At 42.7% G+C, this 18769-nt stretch carries 18 protein-coding genes; 9 read left to right on the top strand and 9 right to left on the bottom strand.

What is annotated here, in order from left to right; all coding sequences use genetic code 11:
* Positions 1 to 24: 24 nt before the first annotated feature.
* Complete coding sequence (locus RJ01_RS12845) at positions 25 to 1116, bottom strand: 3-deoxy-7-phosphoheptulonate synthase (RefSeq protein WP_152606034.1); 1092 nt, start codon at positions 1114 to 1116, stop codon at positions 25 to 27.
* A 127-nt stretch (positions 1117 to 1243) separates the two neighbouring features.
* A complete protein-coding gene (locus RJ01_RS12840) occupies positions 1244 to 2134 on the bottom strand; it encodes a sulfite exporter TauE/SafE family protein (RefSeq protein ID WP_034171372.1) in 891 nt (296 codons plus the stop codon).
* Positions 2135 to 2542: 408 nt separating this feature from the next.
* On the opposite strand from RJ01_RS12840, the gene lpxB reads away from it, so the two are divergent.
* A complete protein-coding gene (lpxB, locus tag RJ01_RS12835) occupies positions 2543 to 3715 on the top strand; it encodes a lipid-A-disaccharide synthase (protein WP_034171371.1) in 1173 nt (390 codons plus the stop codon).
* Here the strand turns inward: lpxB and RJ01_RS12830 are convergent.
* Positions 3704 to 4654, bottom strand: coding sequence for an AraC family transcriptional regulator (locus tag RJ01_RS12830; RefSeq protein WP_034171370.1), 951 nt, complete (start codon positions 4652 to 4654; stop codon positions 3704 to 3706). The genes lpxB and RJ01_RS12830 overlap by 12 nt on opposite strands.
* Before the next feature lie 188 nt (positions 4655 to 4842).
* Here RJ01_RS12830 and RJ01_RS12825 point away from each other — a divergent pair, with 188 nt between their 5' ends.
* A complete protein-coding gene (locus RJ01_RS12825; protein ID WP_005235872.1) occupies positions 4843 to 6057 on the top strand; it encodes an alkane 1-monooxygenase in 1215 nt (404 codons plus the stop codon).
* Between the two features lie 54 nt (positions 6058 to 6111).
* Here RJ01_RS12825 and RJ01_RS12820 read toward each other — a convergent pair whose 3' ends face one another.
* Positions 6112 to 7935 carry an acyl-CoA dehydrogenase gene (locus tag RJ01_RS12820; RefSeq protein ID WP_171248478.1) on the bottom strand — a complete coding sequence of 608 codons (1824 nt, stop codon included), beginning with the start codon at positions 7933 to 7935 and terminating at the stop codon, positions 6112 to 6114.
* Between the two features lie 78 nt (positions 7936 to 8013).
* Here RJ01_RS12820 and RJ01_RS12815 point away from each other — a divergent pair, with 78 nt between their 5' ends.
* A complete protein-coding gene (locus tag RJ01_RS12815) occupies positions 8014 to 8994 on the top strand; it encodes a GlxA family transcriptional regulator (RefSeq protein ID WP_034171369.1) in 981 nt (326 codons plus the stop codon).
* Between the two features lie 45 nt (positions 8995 to 9039).
* On the opposite strand, the gene RJ01_RS16295 is transcribed toward RJ01_RS12815, so the two are convergent.
* From RJ01_RS16295 to RJ01_RS12805, 3 genes are all read right to left on the bottom strand, one after another.
* Positions 9040 to 9183 carry a hypothetical protein gene (locus RJ01_RS16295; protein ID WP_161792067.1) on the bottom strand — a complete coding sequence of 48 codons (144 nt, stop codon included), beginning with the start codon at positions 9181 to 9183 and terminating at the stop codon, positions 9040 to 9042.
* 85 nt (positions 9184 to 9268) lie between these two features.
* Positions 9269 to 10468, bottom strand: a complete 1200-nt coding sequence (locus RJ01_RS12810; protein WP_034171368.1) for an MFS transporter — start codon at positions 10466 to 10468, stop codon at positions 9269 to 9271.
* Entirely contained in the window at positions 10465 to 10908 is a 444-nt protein-coding gene (locus RJ01_RS12805; protein ID WP_004785531.1) for a MarR family winged helix-turn-helix transcriptional regulator, read from the bottom strand. The genes RJ01_RS12810 and RJ01_RS12805 overlap by 4 nt, the downstream gene beginning before the upstream one ends.
* A 260-nt stretch (positions 10909 to 11168) precedes the next feature.
* Here RJ01_RS12805 and RJ01_RS12800 point away from each other — a divergent pair, with 260 nt between their 5' ends.
* The 3 genes from RJ01_RS12800 to RJ01_RS16160 are packed head-to-tail and all read left to right on the top strand — an operon-like array spanning position 11169 to position 13732.
* Positions 11169 to 12614, top strand: coding sequence for a cytochrome ubiquinol oxidase subunit I (locus tag RJ01_RS12800; protein ID WP_005235865.1), 1446 nt, complete (start codon positions 11169 to 11171; stop codon positions 12612 to 12614).
* A complete protein-coding gene (gene cydB / locus RJ01_RS12795) occupies positions 12611 to 13615 on the top strand; it encodes a cytochrome d ubiquinol oxidase subunit II (RefSeq protein WP_034171367.1) in 1005 nt (334 codons plus the stop codon). Before RJ01_RS12800 ends, cydB begins: the two co-directional genes overlap by 4 nt.
* A gap of 9 nt (positions 13616 to 13624) precedes the next feature.
* A complete protein-coding gene (locus RJ01_RS16160; protein ID WP_104426067.1) occupies positions 13625 to 13732 on the top strand; it encodes a DUF2474 domain-containing protein in 108 nt (35 codons plus the stop codon).
* Positions 13733 to 13813: 81 nt separating this feature from the next.
* On the opposite strand, the gene RJ01_RS12790 is transcribed toward RJ01_RS16160, so the two are convergent.
* Both RJ01_RS12790 and RJ01_RS12785 read right to left on the bottom strand, forming a co-directional pair.
* The gene (locus tag RJ01_RS12790; RefSeq protein ID WP_034171366.1) at positions 13814 to 14431 is read right to left on the bottom strand and encodes a thermonuclease family protein; all 618 of its coding nucleotides are present in this window, start codon (positions 14429 to 14431) and stop codon (positions 13814 to 13816) included.
* A gap of 160 nt (positions 14432 to 14591) precedes the next feature.
* Positions 14592 to 15509, bottom strand: a complete 918-nt coding sequence (locus tag RJ01_RS12785) for a LysR family transcriptional regulator (RefSeq protein ID WP_005235863.1) — start codon at positions 15507 to 15509, stop codon at positions 14592 to 14594.
* Between the two features lie 94 nt (positions 15510 to 15603).
* Between RJ01_RS12785 and RJ01_RS12780 the strand changes: the two genes are divergently transcribed.
* Genes RJ01_RS12780 through RJ01_RS12770 form a run of 3 tightly spaced genes read left to right on the top strand, consistent with a single transcriptional unit; the run spans position 15604 to position 18716 of the window.
* On the top strand, positions 15604 to 16845 hold the full coding sequence (locus RJ01_RS12780) for an acyl-CoA dehydrogenase family protein (protein ID WP_034171365.1): 1242 nt from the start codon (positions 15604 to 15606) through the stop codon (positions 16843 to 16845).
* Between the two features lie 54 nt (positions 16846 to 16899).
* Positions 16900 to 18021: a phosphotransferase family protein gene (locus RJ01_RS12775; protein ID WP_034171364.1), complete on the top strand. Its 1122-nt coding sequence runs from the start codon at positions 16900 to 16902 to the stop codon at positions 18019 to 18021.
* Positions 18018 to 18716 (top strand): histidine phosphatase family protein, encoded by a 699-nt coding sequence (locus tag RJ01_RS12770; RefSeq protein ID WP_034171363.1) that lies wholly within the window; start codon positions 18018 to 18020, stop codon positions 18714 to 18716. The genes RJ01_RS12775 and RJ01_RS12770 overlap by 4 nt, the downstream gene beginning before the upstream one ends.
* The last annotated feature ends 53 nt before the right edge of the window (positions 18717 to 18769 follow it).

The raw sequence follows: 18769 nt of genomic DNA, 5'->3' as shown, positions 1-18769 counted from the left end.
TGTCGATGGCGTTTGTCAGTTCGTTTAACGATTAGGTAAAACGTCCTTCAATGCCTCATGCATGTCAAGCAACACTTTTTCTGTGGTCTCCCAATCGATACAGCCATCAGTTACTGATTTTCCATATTCCAGATCACAAAGATTGGCAGGGATATCCTGACGACCACCTTTCAGGTGACTTTCTACCATAATACCAACAATTGACTTGTTTCCATCAAGAATTTGTTCAGTAATATTTTTTAAGACAAGCGGTTGTAAGTACGGGTCTTTATTTGAGTTTGCGTGGCTGGCATCAATCATGATCTTGCCACTGACTTTTGCTTTCGCAAGAGCTGCCTCAGCATCTGCAACTGAACCTGCATCGTAGTTAGGTTTGCCATTACCGCCACGTAGAACCACGTGTGCATATGGGTTACCTGAAGTACGAATCACCGCAACCTGACCTTGATCGTTAAGGCCCAAGAAGCTGTGACCATGTTTAACAGACTGCATTGCATTGGTCGCAACAGTTAAGCCGCCGTCTGTACCATTTTTGAAGCCGACTGGTGAAGACAGGCCAGAAGACATTTCACGGTGAGTTTGGCTCTCGGTAGTACGTGCACCGATCGCTGACCATGAAATTAGATCCTGATAGTACTGTGGAGAGTTTGGATCCAGTGCTTCTGTAGCACATGGCAGGCCAAGTTCATTTAGCTCCAGTAACAGTTTACGACCGATACGCAGACCTTTTTCAATATTGAAAGAGTCATTCATATCAGGGTCATTGATCAGACCTTTCCAGCCTACAGTTGTACGCGGTTTTTCAAAATAAACACGCATTACGATATACAGGCTATCTCTTACTTTTTCGCTTAAAGCTTTTAAACGTTCAGCATATTCATGCGCAGCCGCTGGATCATGAATTGAACATGGACCAATCACTACAAAAATACGCTTATCCTTGCCATCCAGGATATTACGAATCGTTTCACGACCATGCAGTACGGTTTGATAAGCAGTTTCAGTCAAAGGTAACTCTGCTTTCAACTGAGCAGGTGTTACCAAAGGAATCATGCTTTGGATATTCACGTCATCAATATCTGATGCTGAAATAGGTTTTGACTGTAGTGTATTCATTGCCGTCACTGGTTTGATCATACAAAAGGTTGTTTAATAGCCTGAATATAACATGAATGATGCGTCACTTTGTTATAAAAAAGATGAATACTTCTTTGAAAAAAAAGTGATGAATCCATGATTTAGTTTAAACAGCAGCAGCTTTTTCTGCTGCTGTTACCAATTCAGGTTGGGCGGGTTGTGCCGGTTTTGACTTGACTGGATTCACAATGAAATTCACGCCAAGACAGAACAGGGTAATCCCAAGAATTTTACGGATAATTTTCTCTGGCATACGTGAACTGATCAGTGTACCAATCACAATTGCTGGAATAGAACCGCAAAGTAACCAGCCTAATAAAGTAAAGTCTACATTACCTGCGCTCATATGGCCCAGACCTGCGACTAAAGTTAGAAGTACAGCATGTACTACATCCGAACCGATGATGCGAATCATGGGTAAATTCGGAAACATGAGGATCAAGGCCATAATACCGAAAGCACCGGCACCGACAGATGACAGGGTCACAAACACGCCCAGTACAATCCCCATGATCACGATCAAGACACGTTTATTACCAGATTTAAAGTCAACTTTGTCCAGATCCTGAGTCATGTCAGGCAGTTCTTGTTTGCGGTATTTATTAAAAAACTTTTCAATAGAATTGCGGAATACAATAGATGCACCGGTAAGGGTCAGCATAAAGCCCAATACCATAGTCAGTGTTGCTTTATAATGTGTCGATTGACTAAGGTAATTCTCAAGTACCCAGTGGGTCACAAATGAGGCAGGGATACTACCGATCGCCAGCCAGATTACAATGGGCCAGACAATATTCATTTTCTTGGCATGAACCAATGAACCACAGAATTTAGAAATTGCGGCATAAAGAAGGTCTGTACCAATCGCGATATGCGGTTCAACCCGAAGCAGTGTAATCAGAATTGGGGTCATTAACGAACCGCCACCGACACCGGTAATCCCGACACAGAAACCTACCAATACACCTGCTAAAATAAATTCAATCGGACCAAACATGCATATATGCCAAAATCAAAAAACGAGCATATCTTATGACTTTTAAATATAAGTCGTTGTCTTGATTATTGATTTGCTTATTCTAAAAAGAGATAAAGACTGTAAAATTTAAAGTAATTCATCCTGATTTATATTTTAATTTGAATCATCTAGCACACCTTTCTATTGCTAAGTACGAAAATTGATAAAGATTCTGCAAAATGCCTTTTGATTTATTTGTCTAAAGATCAGCCGCTTTAAATTTATTTTAATTTTTAAGCTTAGCTAAGGTGCGAGCATTGTCCAGATTCCAGTAGTTTAATTATTTGAGGTAGCCACGATTTGTGAGTTCAACACTTAAGCATGCTCAAATCATGCTTTATGATAGAATCTGAACGGAATTAATTTGTCTCATTCGAGGGAATACACTTGCAGAATCGGAAACTTAAAATCGGAATCGTGGTGGGAGAAGTATCTGGAGATACGCTTGGTGCGAAGCTCATCCGTAGTTTTCGAGAGCAGGGTATTGACGCAGAGTTTGAAGGGATCGGCGGACCACAAATGCTGGCGGAAGGCTTCAAGAGCTACTATCCAATGGATATTCTCTCAGTCATGGGCATTGTTGAAGTCCTGAAAGATATTAAAAAACTGTTTGCAGTTCGTGATGGTCTGGTCGAGACCTGGACGAAAGATCCAGTCGATGTGTTTATCGGTATTGATGCGCCTGATTTTAATTTGCGACTTTCCAAAAGCCTGAAGCAAAAACAGTTACCGATTAAGACCGTGCAATATGTCAGTCCTTCAGTCTGGGCATGGCGTCAGGGCCGGGTACATGGTATCAAGGCCTGTATTGATCTGGTGCTGTGCCTATTTCCATTTGAAAAAGCATTTTTCAAGAAATGGGATGTTCCGGCTGCCTTTGTCGGTCATCCATTGGCAAGCCAGTTACCCCTCAACAATGATCTGGCTGAAGCACAGGCAGAACTGGGTTTAGATCCTGCACAAAAATATATTGCATTGCTGCCGGGGAGCCGCCGTGGTGAAATTGAACGCTTAGGGCCATTGGTACTGGATGCAGCCAAAATTCTGCATCAGAAATATCCGGATTATATGTTTCTGATTCCTGCCATTAATGAGATGCGCAAACAGCAGATTGAAAACTTGCTGGCACAATATCCGGACAGTTTAAAAGCGAATATCCGCCTGATAGAAAATACCAGTAGCGAGTCAAAAATTGGCCGCCAAGTCATGAATGCTTCCAATATTATTGCCTTAGCTTCAGGTACTGCGACACTGGAAGCCATGTTATTGCATCGTCCGATGGTGACCTTTTATAAATTGCACTGGCTGACTTACCAGATTGCCAAATTGCTGGTCAAAATTCCTTATTTCTCGTTGCCAAATATTATTGCTGGCAAAAAAGTCATTCAGGAATTAATTCAGTCTGAAGCAACGCCTGAAAATCTGGCTGCTGAAATTGAAAAATTGATGGATATTGAAGCAGCTCAAATTCAAGTGATGCAGCATCTCACCATGCATAAGCAGCTGCTTTCCGGCAATAGTGAAGATCCTGTCAAAGCGGTACTAGACTTAGTCCAATAAAGGCGTCTTGTTTTTCTGACAGGCAATACGATATTGGGTCGGGGTTAGTTCAAACTGTTTTTTAAAGCTTTGACTAAACGCCGTTTCCGAAGAATAGCCCACCAGATAGGCGATCTGCTGGATGCTAAATCCGCTATTTCTGAGATATTGTGCTGCCAGTCGAAGTCGATGCTGTTGCAGATAAGCTAATGGCGGCTCACGAACAATCTGGGTAAACAGCTGGGCAAATTTGGAACGCGACATATGGCATTGTTCAGCCAAACTTTCTACAGTCCAAGGCTGTTCTGGTTTGCCATGAATCGCTGCCAAGGCATTGGATAGTTCAGGATGCGAAAGGGCATTTAGCCAGCTTGAGGCATTTTCCAGATTCAAAATATAATCTCGTACGCATTCAATCAGTAAAATACTGACCAGATGATCCAGAATCTTGTCCCGTCCAGGACGAAGTTGTTGGGTTTCTAGCGCCAGAAATTGCAAACCGACCTGTAACCATTCTGGTGCTGTATCTCCCAGAATATGCTGGATGTGCAGAAATTTGGGTAAAGCACTCAATAGCGGTTTCGCCATCTGGATATCCAGATTGGAACGAATCGCCAGAATAAAACTGCGTTCTGCTGAATGGGTGATATTGAGATCCACACATTGCTGTGCATGAGTCTGAAAATAAGAATTGATCGAATGATGTTCAGAAAAATCTGCATTACCGGGACTAGAAATCCGATGGGTAGAACCTGCAGGCAATAACACTAGATCGCCTTGTTGCAGCTCAAGCAAATCACCATCTTTAAATATTAATTGCGCTTGACCTTGCAATAACACATAAGCCAGCATGGAAGGTTCATATTCATAATCAAACCCGCCTGGATGGAACACATTGAGGTAGAGATATTCTGATTTTTCCAGATGAATATCATCAAAAATTTTACTTAAAGCATCCATGCCTGACTCTATTCTTTTGTTTTAATTAATTTAATTAAATTTAAATACTCCAGAATTGTGATTTAAGGCCAAGATTTAGCCTATTGCGCCAAAGACGCTGACATAGTTTTTCTGGACGTTCAATACTGTTCGCTAATGCTGAAATATTCAACTATATGTGCAGAGTAACATAAAAAAGGAGGGTCGCAATGAATGCCCCTGCACAAATTAGCAAAGCTCAGTTCACGCAGGATGCGTCAGTGCTGAAAGGTTTACAACTGGATAAAAAACGTTTTGGCTGGCTGCTCAGTCCCAGTTTGCCTGTGATCGGTATGGGAATTCTGGCTGGCTATCATTTTGGTCCCAAAGCCACTAAAAAAGTCTTTGCGATGGGTGGACCTTTATTATTGCATGTGATTATCCCGACTCTGGATGCTTTAATTGGTGATGATGCCAATAATCCAAATGATGAGCAGATTCAGGCATTGGTCAGAGATCCTTATTATGACCGGATCGTGAAGATGTTTATTCCTTTGCAAATGGCTGCCAATGCTTTTGCAGGTTATGTAGTATCTCGTCCAAATGTCTCTCTAGTCGATCAGGTGTTACTTGGTGTATCTATGGGGGCGATTAATGGGATCGGCGTGAATACTGCGCACGAGCTGAGCCATCGTCCTCAGAAAAAAGACCATTACTGGTCGCATGCCAGCCTGATGCCACTGGCCTATAACCATTTCCGGATTGAGCATCCTTATGGACATCATAAACGGGTGGCGACGCCAGAAGACCCGGCATCTTCGAAAATGGGTGAATCTTTCTACCGTTTCTGGCCACGTACTGTATTGGGTGGCTTGAAATCAGCAATTCAGATAGAAAAAAGACGTTTGGAACGTAAAGGCTTAAAATTCTTTAGTCAGGAGAATGAACTGTTTCATGGCTGGGCCATGAGTGCGGGCTATCATGCCTTGATGCTGAAAACGTATGGCAAAAAAATTATTCCTTATACGCTGACCCAGGCCTTCTATGGCATCAGCCTGTTTGAGATCGTGAATTATATCGAGCATTATGGGTTGAAACGCGGGCAAAAAGCGGATGGTACCTATGAGCGAACCTTGCCCGAACATAGCTGGAACAATAACAACATCGTGACTAATCTGTTTCTGTACCAGTTACAGCGCCATTCAGATCATCATGCCTATCCAAGCCGGCCATTTCAGGCATTGCGACATTTTGATGAAGCGCCAGAATTACCAAGTGGTTATGCCACCATGCTGATCCCGGCACTGATTCCACCATTGTGGTACAAGATGATGGATCAACGTGTGTATCAGCATTATCAAGGCGATCTGACTAAAGCGAATATTCTGCCTTCGAAGCGTGCCAAGCTGCTTAAGAAATTTGGTCTAAAAGACGCTGCGGCTTGATGATGTAAACAAATAAAAATGCGCCATTCGAGGCGCATTTTTATTGATTTTTAATTAGAACCAGTCACTTTGCATATTTAGACAGGTGTCATCGAAGTTCATCAGTAATTTAGCCTGATGTTCAATTTCAGGCAGTTCCCAATGAATAAAATATTGAGCTGCCTGAATTTTACCCGTCAGAAAGGCTTGATCTTCCTGTTGAGAAGATGTGCCAAACTTAAGTTGAGCCTGATTAGCCATTTCCAGCCACAACCACGCAATAATAGTTTTGCCCATTATATCCAGATATAGGCCAGAATTGGCCAAAGCTTCACTAACGTTGCCTTGATGCAGAGCCTGACCTAAAACCTGAGTGGTCTTTTGCACAGTGGCAAGATGCTGTTTATAGACATCTGTCAGTTCTGTTAACTTACTATCCTGAATCTCAAATAAGGTTTTCTGGATGCGTTGCATGAGCAGAGTCAGGCCTTTGCCATTGTGCTGCCAGAGTTTACGGCCTAATAGATCCAGAGACTGAATCCCATAAGTGCCTTCATGAATCGGATTAAGGCGGTTATCACGATAGCATTGCTCAACCGGATATTCACGCGTATAGCCCGCACCACCCAAGACCTGAATCGCCAGATCATTGGCTTTAGGACCATAGGCAGAAGGGAAGGACTTGACCACGGGTGTAATAAGATCGAGTAAAATGGCACTATTTTCATCTTGTGCAGCCTGATGTTCATCAATTAAACGAGCTGCAAATAAGCACAGCGCCAAAGCACCTTCAACATAAGACTTTTGTGCCAATAGCATACGTTTGACATCAGTATGCTCAATGATATTTACGGGCTTGGCACCAGGTGTTTTTTCATGAACCAGCCGGCCTTGAGGACGGTTTTTGGCATAGTCCAGAGATTCCAGATAACCACGATAACCAATCATGGCTGCACCGAGACCAACACCGACACGTGCTTCATTCATCATCTTGAACATGTATTTTAAGCCATGCCCCGCTTCACCAATTAAATAGCCTAAGCAATTGTCATTTTCCCCAAAGCTTAGCACTGTTGAAGTAGTGCCACGATAACCCATTTTATGTAAAAGGCCGGCTAACTGTACATCATTGGATTCACCTACAGTGCCATCTGTATTGGTTTTGAGTTTCGGCACGATGAATAGGGAAATACCTTTTATGCCTTGTGGTGCATCTTGGATACGAGCCAGAACCAGATGCACAATATTTTCAGTAATGTCCTGATCACCACCAGAAATAAACATTTTCTGGCCTTTAATTTTATAACTTCCATCTGCCTGAGAAATCGCTTTAGTGGTCAGATCTCCCAAAGAGGAACCTACATTCGGCTCGGTCATCGCCATAGTCCCGGCAAAGCGGCCACTGAGCATATGCGGCAAGAACATTTGTTTTTGTTCTGAAGAAGCAAAGGCCTGAATCAGATTTGCTGCAGCGGCTGTCAGAAAAGAGTAGGCAACAGTCGAAGGATTCGCCGACATGAAATAGGCATTGCAGGCCATATTCACCAAAGTCGGCAATTGCATGCCGCCGTCTGCGTAATCATGCTGGGCGCAGAGTAGACCAGCATCAGCAAATTGTTGCCATGCTATTTTCACTTCATCAATGGTCTTCACCTGTTTGCCATCAAAGCTCGGTTCGTGATGATCAGCCTTGGCATTATGCGGCGCAAAATAATCGGTCGCGATGCCTTTTGCCGTTTCCAGAATGCTATCAAAGGTATTTTTGTCATGATCCTGATAACGTTCCAGGTCAGTTAAGGCTTCGAGTTTGAAAACATCATAAAGCAGAAAATTGAAGTCTTTATCATTAATCAGCTGAGTCACAGTACGATCCTGAATATACAATCCTTGAGATAGCATCAAGACTAGCAGTTGCATTTATCAAGGAGGATTGTCAATAATGACATGAAACGGGTGAAAAACGACAAATAGAAAAATATGCAACAGGTAGTGATTTTAGGTTTTGATGGTGCTTTAGCTTCGGCTATTACGGGTGTCGTCGATTTATTTGCTATGGCGGGCGTCAGCTGGAACCGGATTCAGCGGCAGGATGTGCAACGCCTGTTTAAAGTCAGGATCGCCAGTCCAGATGGACAGCCAATTCGTTGCATTAATGGTCTGGAATTGCAAGCTCATTGTGCGTATAAAGAGATTCAAACAGCAGATATTCTGGTAGTGCCGACCATTGCCGCACCTATTCAAGAGGTACTGGATGAAAATCCAGGCCTGATTCAGTTTTTAACTTCCGCTCATACACAATCCACCTTAATCGCTGGAAACTGCACCGGGAATTTCTTTCTGGCAGAAGCCGGCATTTTAGATGGACGTGTGGCGACAACGCATTGGGGATTTCAGGACATGTTTCGTGCCCGTTATCCTCAGGTCAAACTCAATGCCGATCTGATGATTAGCCGGGATCAGAATATTTACTGTGCAGGTGGAGGCTTGGCCTGGTTTGACTTAGGCTTGCATCTGATTGAACGTTTCTATGGTTTTGAAGTTGCCATGCAATCTGCCAAATCCTTTGTGATTGATTATCGACGTGATAGTCAATTGTCTTATTCATTAATGAAGATTGGTCAACCTCATCATGATGAACTGGTGCAAAAAGTTCAGGACTGGTTAGAGCAGCATTTTCATGAAGAATTCACTTTGAATGCACTGGCAGAACGTTTTAATGTCACCACTCGTACTTTAATCCGGCATTTTAAGCAGGCGCTAAATATTGCACCGAGCCAGTATCTGCAAGCCATTCGCATTGAAGCAGCACGTAAACGGCTTGAGGAAACTGATCAGGCAATAGATCTGATTATGCAAAATGTCGGTTATCAGGATCCAAGCTCATTTCGGCGTTTATTTTATAAAAAAACAGGGTTAACACCCTTAGAATATCGCCGTCGTTTTAGCCGACGTTTCTAGATTTTGATAAACAGGGAGATTCGAAAGTCTCTCTTAACATACTTATTAGCTAAAGATGTCTTTACGTAAATAATGCGTATAAATAGTTGAGGCGATGCTTTGCAGGAAGCCAGTGAACATGATCCAGTAAATGAAAACTTCACGTTCTAACCATTTTAGTCCGAAGCCTTCAAATCCGATGATGATCAAAAAGGCTGAACTAATTCCCAAAAAATAAGTTGAGATATAAAAAACGGGCTTGATGCCCGTTTAAAAAAGTATTGAATCAACTCGTTTAAGCTTTGACTGAGGTCGATTTAACCTTGCGGCCATGCAGCAGGTAATACCAGATTAGACAGCTAAAGGTAAGCAATGCAGAGAACAGATAAAGCTGACGATAACCCACCTGATCCAGCAGCATGCCGAGGAAATAAGGGCCGAAACCAAGACCTGCATCCAGTGCAATAAAGAAGGTTGAGGTGGCGAGACCCATCCGTTGCAAGGTGGTACTTTTCACAGCAATGGTTTGACACACGGACTGGATATTCCCGAAACCAAAACCTAATAACGCGGCACTCGCCAGTAACATCACAGAGTTTTGTGTCTGACTCAGCATCAGAATACCTACTGCCATAATCACGATTGCAGGGTAGATAATGATATTTTCACCTTTACGGTCCATTAATGGGCCAGTAAAAGGACGCGACAGCAGAATAGCAAAGGCATACATCAGGAAGAAGAAAGAGGCTGCTTCAACCAGATTGATGTTCTTGGCATAGAAGTGGATAAAGGACAGTACGCCTGAATAACAGGTGGCCACCAGCAGGACAATGACAGCAATCGGCAAGGCATTGGGCTCTACATATTGAGCGAGTTTACTGGCAGATTGTGGAACAGAGGAAGTTGATGTACCACTCGCTTTAAGGCGCGGCGGCTGGATAAACAGACCGCAGATCAGGCAGCTGAGCGCAACGATAGTGGTGAAGATAAAAATCACCTGATAATTAAAATTCGTCATCAGCCAAATCCCGACAAAAGGACCAATCGCTGTACCAAGCGTACTGCTCATACTGAAATAACCGATACCTTCACCACGTCGTGTTGCCGGAATGGTTTGCGCAATTACTGTGCCGAGTACGGTAGAGGCCATACCCATCATAAAGCCGTGGATCAGACGAATACCCAATAACACTTCTAGTTTGGCCGGAATCATATAAAGTCCGGAAAATAGCAAAAAGCCGGTCAGGCCAATCACCAGAGTATTTTTCAGCCCTAGACGATTCAGCAATTTCCCAATAAATAAGCGTCCAATTAGCGTTCCGACAATAAACAGACCGGATACCAGACCGGCTTGTGCAGTCGATGCTCCCAGTTCAGCGACCGAGAAACCGACAATCACAATCACCAGCAGGTAAAACACCAGAACAAGCTGGAAATTAACCAGACTGACCAGGACGAAATTAGGGGTCCATAGGCGGGCTTGATCTTGGCTCATTGTGGTGTTTCCTGAGATGAAGGGTGTAATTGCTGAATCAGCTGAACCAAAGTATTTTTACTGCTTTGCAGATCATCTGCGTCAATCTGTTGCAGTAACTGATCTTCAAAAGCATCAATCTGTTTAGAACACAGGTTAAAGGTTTTAACCCCTTGCTCGCTGAGTTTAAATACTTTTTGACGTTTATCTTCGGTTTCGATCTGGCAGATTAAGTCGAGTTCACTTAAATGCTGGATACGTTTGGTTATGCTTGGTTTTGAAACATTTAAATAGCTTGAAATATCAACCAGCGTGCATTGCTGTTGGGATTGAATGGTATAGAGCACTTGCCATAAGGAATAATTAAGTTGGGAGGATAACAAAATAGTATTGATTTCATCACTCATGAGTCGTGCGCAACGCAGCAACAGTGAACGAAATCTGGAAGAGGGTTGAAACATATAGTTAACCTGGCTAACTAAATTGTGCCTAATTTACGCCTCTTTATTCAATTAGACAAGAGGGAAATTTTGAAAATTTTTGCATGGTTAACGTCTTTTTGACTAAGTTATTACAAGTCTTTAACCTGATTAAAAAACAATCAACAAAAGACTACATACTTTTAAGAATGATTCAGCCTAAGCTACCTAAGCACTAGAAAAATCCATCACTTAATAACTGAAGGGCAGATATGCCAAATAACACTACATAGGTGAAGTTTATGACTCTGGGTTTAACTGCATTAGAGTTAGCACGTATACAGTTCGCCTTTACTGTATCTTTTCATATTATCTTTCCTGCAATTTCAATCGGATTGGCAAGTTTTCTGGCTATTCTGGAATGGCGCTGGTTAAAGACTAAAAATCCGATTTTTCAGGATCTGTTCAAGTTTTGGGTCAAAATTTTCGCCGTTGCATTTGGTATGGGCGTCGTATCCGGTGTGGTAATGAGCTATCAGTTCGGAACCAACTGGAGTGAGTTTTCCCGGGTCGCTGGAAGTGTGACCGGACCCTTGCTGGCTTATGAAGTTTTAACTGCGTTCTTTTTAGAAGCCGGATTCCTGGGCATCATGCTCTTTGGCTGGGATCGGGTTGGCCCACGAGCACACTTTTTCTCCACTTTAATGGTCGCAGTCGGCACCTGTATTTCCATGTTCTGGATTTTATCTTCCAATAGCTGGATGCAGACCCCACAAGGTTTTGCGATTGAAAACGGCCTAATCGTCCCGCAGGACTGGGTAGCGATCGTATTTAACCCGTCTTTTCCTTATCGTCTGGCCCATATGGCGATGGCCGCCTTTCTGGTCTCGGCCTTACTTGTAGCCTCAACAGCGGCATGGCATCTGATCAAGGGTCGTCGCGATCCTTTAGTTAAAACTTCATTTTCCATGGCCATGTGGCTGATTCTGGCACTTGCACCTTTACAAATTTTTGTGGGGGATATGCATGGTCTGAATACACTTGAACATCAGCCAGCCAAACTGGCCGCGATGGAAGGCCATTGGGAAACCAATCATGATGAAGGAATGCCTTTATACCTGTTTGGGATTCCAGATATGCAAGCGGAAGAAACCAAATATGCAATTGGTATTCCTAAATTGGGTAGCCTGATTCTGACGCATTCTATGGATGGAAAAGTCACGGGGCTTAAAGATTTTGCGCCTGAAGATCGTCCCAATTCACTGGTCGTGTTCTGGAGTTTCCGGATTATGGTCGGGATGGGTATGTTGATGCTCTTGCTTGCATTATGGGGACTATGGTCACGTACCCGAGGACGTTTTTATGAGTCACGTGGTCTGCATCGTTTTGCACTCATCATGGGTCCATCTGGATTTCTTGCCATGCTGGCAGGATGGTTTACCACAGAAGTCGGCCGTCAGCCTTGGGTTGTCTACGGCATTATGCGGACCAAAGATGCATTATCACCAGTGTCCGCTGAACAGGTCGGTTTGACCTTGATTATCTTTGTGGTGGTGTACTGCGTTGTTTTTGGCGTAGGAATTTTCTACATGTTGCGCCTAATGCATAGAGGTCCAGAATTTATTCATTCCAGACCACACCATGAATCGGATAGCGATGTGGTTCAGGCTTCCCGTCGACCATTGAGCAGTATTCGCGAACGTATTGAAGAGGTTCCTGAACATCCGGATCAGGAGGATAAAAAATGATTGATTTATCATTAATTTGGATTGCGATTATTGGACTGGGTGTACTGGTCTATACTATTCTCGATGGTTTCGATCTGGGCATTGGCATTCTATTTCCATTCTTCCCGCATCAGGATGAACGCGATGTCATGATGAATACGGTCGCTCCGGTCTGGGATGGTAATGAAACTTGGATGGTTCTAGGGGGCGCTGGATTATTTGCTGCCTTTCCATTGGCTTATTCGACGGTACTCTCAGCACTGTATATGCCCATTATCCTGATGGTGATCGCCTTGATTTTTCGTGGTGTTGCTTTTGAGTTCCGTTTTAAGGCGAATAAAAGCAAACACTGGTGGGATAAAGCTTTTATAGGTGGATCGATCATCACCAGTTTCTTGCAAGGGATGATCCTGGGTGCATATATTCAGGGAATTGAAACACGAAATGGTGTCTATGTAGGTGGTGGTCTGGATTGGCTCAGTCCATTTAGTATCTTTACAGGAATCAGTGTCGTGGTGCTATATGCAGCATTAGGCTGTGGATGGCTCATTTATAAAACCGGTGATGATTTACAGGATCGCATGTTTAAACTGATGCCGAAGCTGATTATAGCCTTATTGATTATTCTAAGTGCTGTTAGTGTTTATACGCCGTTGACCCATCCGCAAATTGCGGAGCGCTGGTTCAGCCAGCCTCAATTTACCTACTTTATGCCCGTACCGATCCTGGTCATCTTGTTTACCTGGCTGGCCTTACGTGCCTGTAAAAGACGCAGTGAACTAGGCCCATTTTCCTATATGTTAGTGCTGGTATTCCTGGCATATACCGGTTTTCTGATTAGTCTGTGGCCTTATATTATTCCACCATCAGTCACGATCTGGCAGGCAGCGGCACATGAAAATAGTCAGTTATTTGCTTTGATTGGAGCCTTAGTCCTGATTCCGATTATCGTGATTTATACCTGCATGTCCTATTGGGTATTCCGGCATAAGGTGCGTGTTGGTGATGATGGTTATCATTAAGGAGCAGGTATGACACGCAAACAGATAGTATGGTTTGTAGGCTTATGGCTTGCAGGTTTTTTGACACTGGCACTTATTGCAGGGGCATTCCGCTTTCTGGTGCATTTGGCCTATTAGGTCATGATATGAACTGAACAAGCAAAAGGGATTTGTTAGTACAGATCCCTTTTTTATAAGCTAAATTTTAGATCTTTAAAATCAAGATGCGGCTTTGATCTGTTTACGATACACACTTGGACGGACAGGGCGGCTATTTTTCCATAACCCTTTTTTCTGCTTTTTGGCTTTATTCTGTAGTTCCATCATATAGCGTAAATGGTTTTTATCCCGTATATATTCCTCATAAACCCATGCCGCACCACGTTTCACAATCTCTTCATTGATATTCTTGCGATAACGATAGACCACACCGACACAGCGACCATATCGGTCAATATCAGTAATTTGTACACGAATCATTTTATTTTTAACCATACTTTGAACCAGGCGTAGCGATTCCTTACCATAGGCCTGTGAAGATTTAGGTGCATCGACATAAGCAAAGCGCAGTTTGGTCTCAGAGCGACGGATATTAAAACGGTAGCAGGTGAGGGTATCGCCATCACTGACAGCACTAACCCGGCACCAGTATTTCTTACCTTTCTTAAAGGGGCGAAATAGGTCCTTTAAATACACCGTAATTTTATGCAGCAGATAATAGGAAAAACACAGAAGTACGAAGCCCAGCACAATTTGCCAGGTGGTAGAGAGATGTAACAAGGGCAAGATCCAAATCAGCAAAAACAGCCGCATAAACACAGCTAAAAGTTGAGCCATTTTAGATCAAAGCCACTCCGCATAAGGCTTAAAAAGTCATCAATCAGTGTTTAGTTTTGTACCGATAAAATAGCCTAAGCACTATCAAATTAGGCCAATCTCAATCCTAAAACTTGATAATAAAATAGCCTAAGCAATTTTAAATCATCTCATAAATAGCCTAAGTAAAAATTTTATAAATTTCATTTCTTAAAAATTGATGTCTTTTATTTTCTTGCAGATCTTTATGCCAATACATCCCCATATTAATTTTCGGCAGTTGTACAGGAACGTCAAAAATATTCAGACAGTTTGCTAACTGTAGATGTGTCAATACATTTTTAGGAATTGTCAGCATAGCAGTCTTTTGCTGTTCCAGAATTTGCAGGGCTGTGGAATAGTGCTGACAACGTAAAAAAATCTGCCGGGAATAATGTTTTCGACTTAAATATATATCTTCAACTAAAACTCCCGTACGGCGTGAGGAAACGCCAATATGAGGTGAGGCCAGATAAATCTGTTCATTCATTTCTGTTTGTTGTGTACAGACCACGAATTCATCTTGTACCAGTCGTTCAAACTGAATTTTTTCACTAATACTTTGCTCCAGATCAATGACAAAATCGACCTGTTGAGAGGCGAGATCTGCAGCAATATTTTTACGGTCGAGTTTCATGCTACTCAGCTGAAGATCCAGGTTAATTTTTTGAAAATGTTGAACCAGTTTTGGAAATATCATGGGTTCAATTTCATCATGTACAGCGATTTTTAAGCTATGAATCAATTCCGGTCTGAATTGCTGATGCTGCATCGAAATATTCTGAATCGCAAAAAGTGCATTTTTAATTTCAGGATAGATCTGATCCGCAAACGGTGTGGGCTGCATCTTGCTACCCGTTCGCACAAATAAATCATCCTGTAAATGCTGTCTTAAACGTTGTAAAGCATGACTGGCCGCTGACTGGCTTATCGATAGAATTTGTGCGGCTTTAGAAATACTGTTTTGTTCGTAAATGGCAATAAAAAGTGGATAAAGATTAATATCAATACGATGAAAATTTCGTAGGTCCATCACGGTTTTTGAATGAATACTATGCATACTACTATATGGAATTAAATCATTTTATTCATAATATATTTTGGGTTAAGGTGTTGTAAAGCGTATGAATTAGAATATTCAGAGGGATAAAGCAATGTTTGAGTTGTCTGCACGAGCGCAGGATTATTTAAATAGAACAAAAAAGTTTATTACTGATGAAATTGAACCTGTCGAGGCTGGTTTCTGGCATCAGGTGCATCAACTGAATCAAGGTGGCGACTGGACCAAATGGCAATGGCCGGCAGAGCTTGAAATATTGAAAGATAAAGCCAAAGCGGCAGGTCTCTGGAATATGTTTTTGCCTTGTCCAGAATTAGGTCAGGGATTATCCGTTCAGGAATATGCACATATCGCTGAACTTTCTGGACGAAGCCTGATTGCACCTACCGTCTTTAACTGTAATGCGCCAGATAGCGGTAATATGGAAGTATTGTGGCGCTATGGTTCTGAAGAACAAAAACAGCAATGGTTGATACCACTTCTGGAAGGGAAAATCCGTTCAGTGTTCTGTATGACTGAACCTGCTGTGGCTTCAAGTGATGCTACCAATATGCAGGCGACGGCAGTAGTTGAAAGTGATGAAATTGTTTTGAATGGTCGTAAATGGTGGTCTTCGGGTTTGGGGGATCCGAATGCCAAAATCATCATCTTTATGGCACATACACCGGATGAATCCAAAGACCGTCATCATCAGCATTCCATGGTTTTAGTTCCAGTCGATACTGCAGGCGTGAAAATTGAACGGATGCTTCCAGTCTTTGGTGATTATGATGCACCACATGGTCACGGCGAAGTCAGCTTCGATAATGTTCGTGTTCCAGTTTCGAATTTTATTGGGGGTGCAGGTCAAGGCTTTGAAATTGCCCAAGGGCGTTTAGGGCCAGGCCGTATTCACCATTGTATGCGTTGCATTGGTGCTGCTGAAAAATCATTAGAACTTATGATTGACCGGGGTATGAGCCGTACCGCATTTGGTAAAGAGATTTTAAAACTGGGTGGTAACCTGGAACGTGTCGCAGAAGCTCGCGTTGCCATTGATCAGGCTCGATTATTAACCTTGTATGCTGCCTATAAAATGGATACTTTAGGGAATATGGCAGCACTGACTGAAATTTCTGCAATTAAAGTCGTTGCGCCAAGTGTACTGGAAAAAGTTGTGGATATGGCGATTCAGATCCACGGTGGTGCGGGTGTTTCTCGTGATACACCGCTGACCGGATTCTTTGCCCAAGCCCGTGCCTTACGTCTGGCTGATGGTCCGGATGAAGTGCATAAAGGTATGATTGCCAAGCTGGAACTGGCAAAACGTGGTTATAGCACACGTCGTAAAAAATAAGCTGGCTTTATATACAGAACATTGAAACGTATTAGAAGATTTTAAGGAAAAATTATGGCGGTCATTGATGTAGGTGGATCAGTTCGTGAAGGTGAGGAACTGGATGTACAGGCCATCACAGATTGGTTAAATCAACAAGGAGTAAATGTAGAAGGTCCTTTAGAGCTTACTCAATATTCCGGTGGAGCTTCAAACTGGACTTATCGTTTGCAATATGCCAATGCCGATTTGATTCTACGTCGTCCGCCTCAAGGGACTAAAGCTAAATCTGCGCATGACATGGCACGTGAATATCATGTACAAAAAGCTTTGGCTGAACACTATCCAGTCGTACCTGAAATGGTGGCACTTTGTCAGGATGAATCAGTCATTGGCTGTGATTTTTATGTGATGAAACGCATTGAAGGTATTATTCCGCGTGCCAAGCTGCCGCCTGAATTACAACTGACTGAACCAGATATCCAGACTCTATGTATTAATGTGATTGATAAGCTGATCGAACTACACCAAGTTCCTTACACTGGTACAGAACTGGAAAAGTTAGGTAAAGGTGAAGGCTATTGCCGTCGTCAGGTAGAAGGCTGGGATGCACGTTACGAAAAAGCCAAAACATTAAATGTTCCATCTTTTAAATACGTGCGTAACTGGCTGAAAGATAATATTCCATCTGATTCTAAAACCTGTGTCATTCACAATGACTGGCGTTTTGATAATGTCATTTTGGATCCAGAAAATCCAACTGAAGTTATTGGGGTGCTGGACTGGGAAATGGCCACTCTGGGTGATCCGCTGATGGACTTGGGTTCTGCCTTGGCTTATTGGGTAGAAGATACGGACAATGCCATTTTTAAAGCAACACGTCGTCAGCCCACCAATTTAAAAGGTATGTTTACCCGTAAAGAAGTGGTGGATTACTATCTGGAGAAAACCGGTCTGCAACCGGAAAACTGGACATTCTATGAAGTGTTTGGGATTTTCCGTCTCTCAGTGATTGCTCAGCAGATCTATTACCGTTATTACCACAAACAAACCAACAATCCGGCCTTTAAGGATTTTTGGGTAGTGATTCATGCCTTGCATATCCGTGCATTAAAACTGATTGGTCTACAAAAGCTTGAAGCCAATGACATTGCACAAAAATATATCCTGAAATTTAAAGAGTTAATGCAAAAATGACCACCATTTACTTGATCCGGCATGGACAGGCATCTTTCGGGGCAGCCAGTTATGATCAGCTTTCGCCAAATGGGGAACTACAGGCAAAATTGCTCGGTCGTTATTTTGATGAAATTCTGAAAGAAGCACCGTATGTAGTGGCTGGTTCTATGCAACGTCATCAACAAACGGCGCAGTTATCTCTAGAAGAATGTTTTCCTGAAAGCGAGATTTTGACCGATAGTGCCTGGAATGAGTTTAATCATCAGCAGGTCTTTGCCCGTTATGAACCGCGTTTTAATCAGCCAGAACTGCTGAAGCAGGATGTCTCAGAACATGCCAATCCGCGAGACTATTTGAGCAAAATCTTTAGTGGAGCGATTGCTCGATGGACCTGTGATGATTATCACCACGAATATGATGAATCCTGGCCCAATTTTAAAAGCCGTGTAGAAACCGGTTTGCAAAATTTATGTGACCAGCTTGCGCAAACTAAACCGCGCTATGCAATCGTGTATACCTCGGGTGGTGTCATCTCTGTCGCGGTAGGCAAAATCCTGGGTCTGAGTCCAGAGAAAACTTTCGCTTTAAACTGGGCAATTACCAATACCAGCATTACTACATTACGTCTGGTCGGAAATGAACCCCAGCTACTCAGCTTGAATGAACATCATTTTATTAAAGCACAACGTCCAGACCTGCTAACCTGGATTTAAAAATTTTTGAAGATAAAACACCTTAGAAAAAAATAAAGGGATAGGGTAAAAAT

Source organism: Acinetobacter sp. YZS-X1-1 (assembly GCF_000804305.1).
GTDB classification, from domain to species: Bacteria; Pseudomonadota; Gammaproteobacteria; order Pseudomonadales; family Moraxellaceae; genus Acinetobacter; species Acinetobacter variabilis.
Note: the sequence above shows the minus strand (reverse complement) of the source record. Positions and strands in the feature narration are given on the sequence as shown.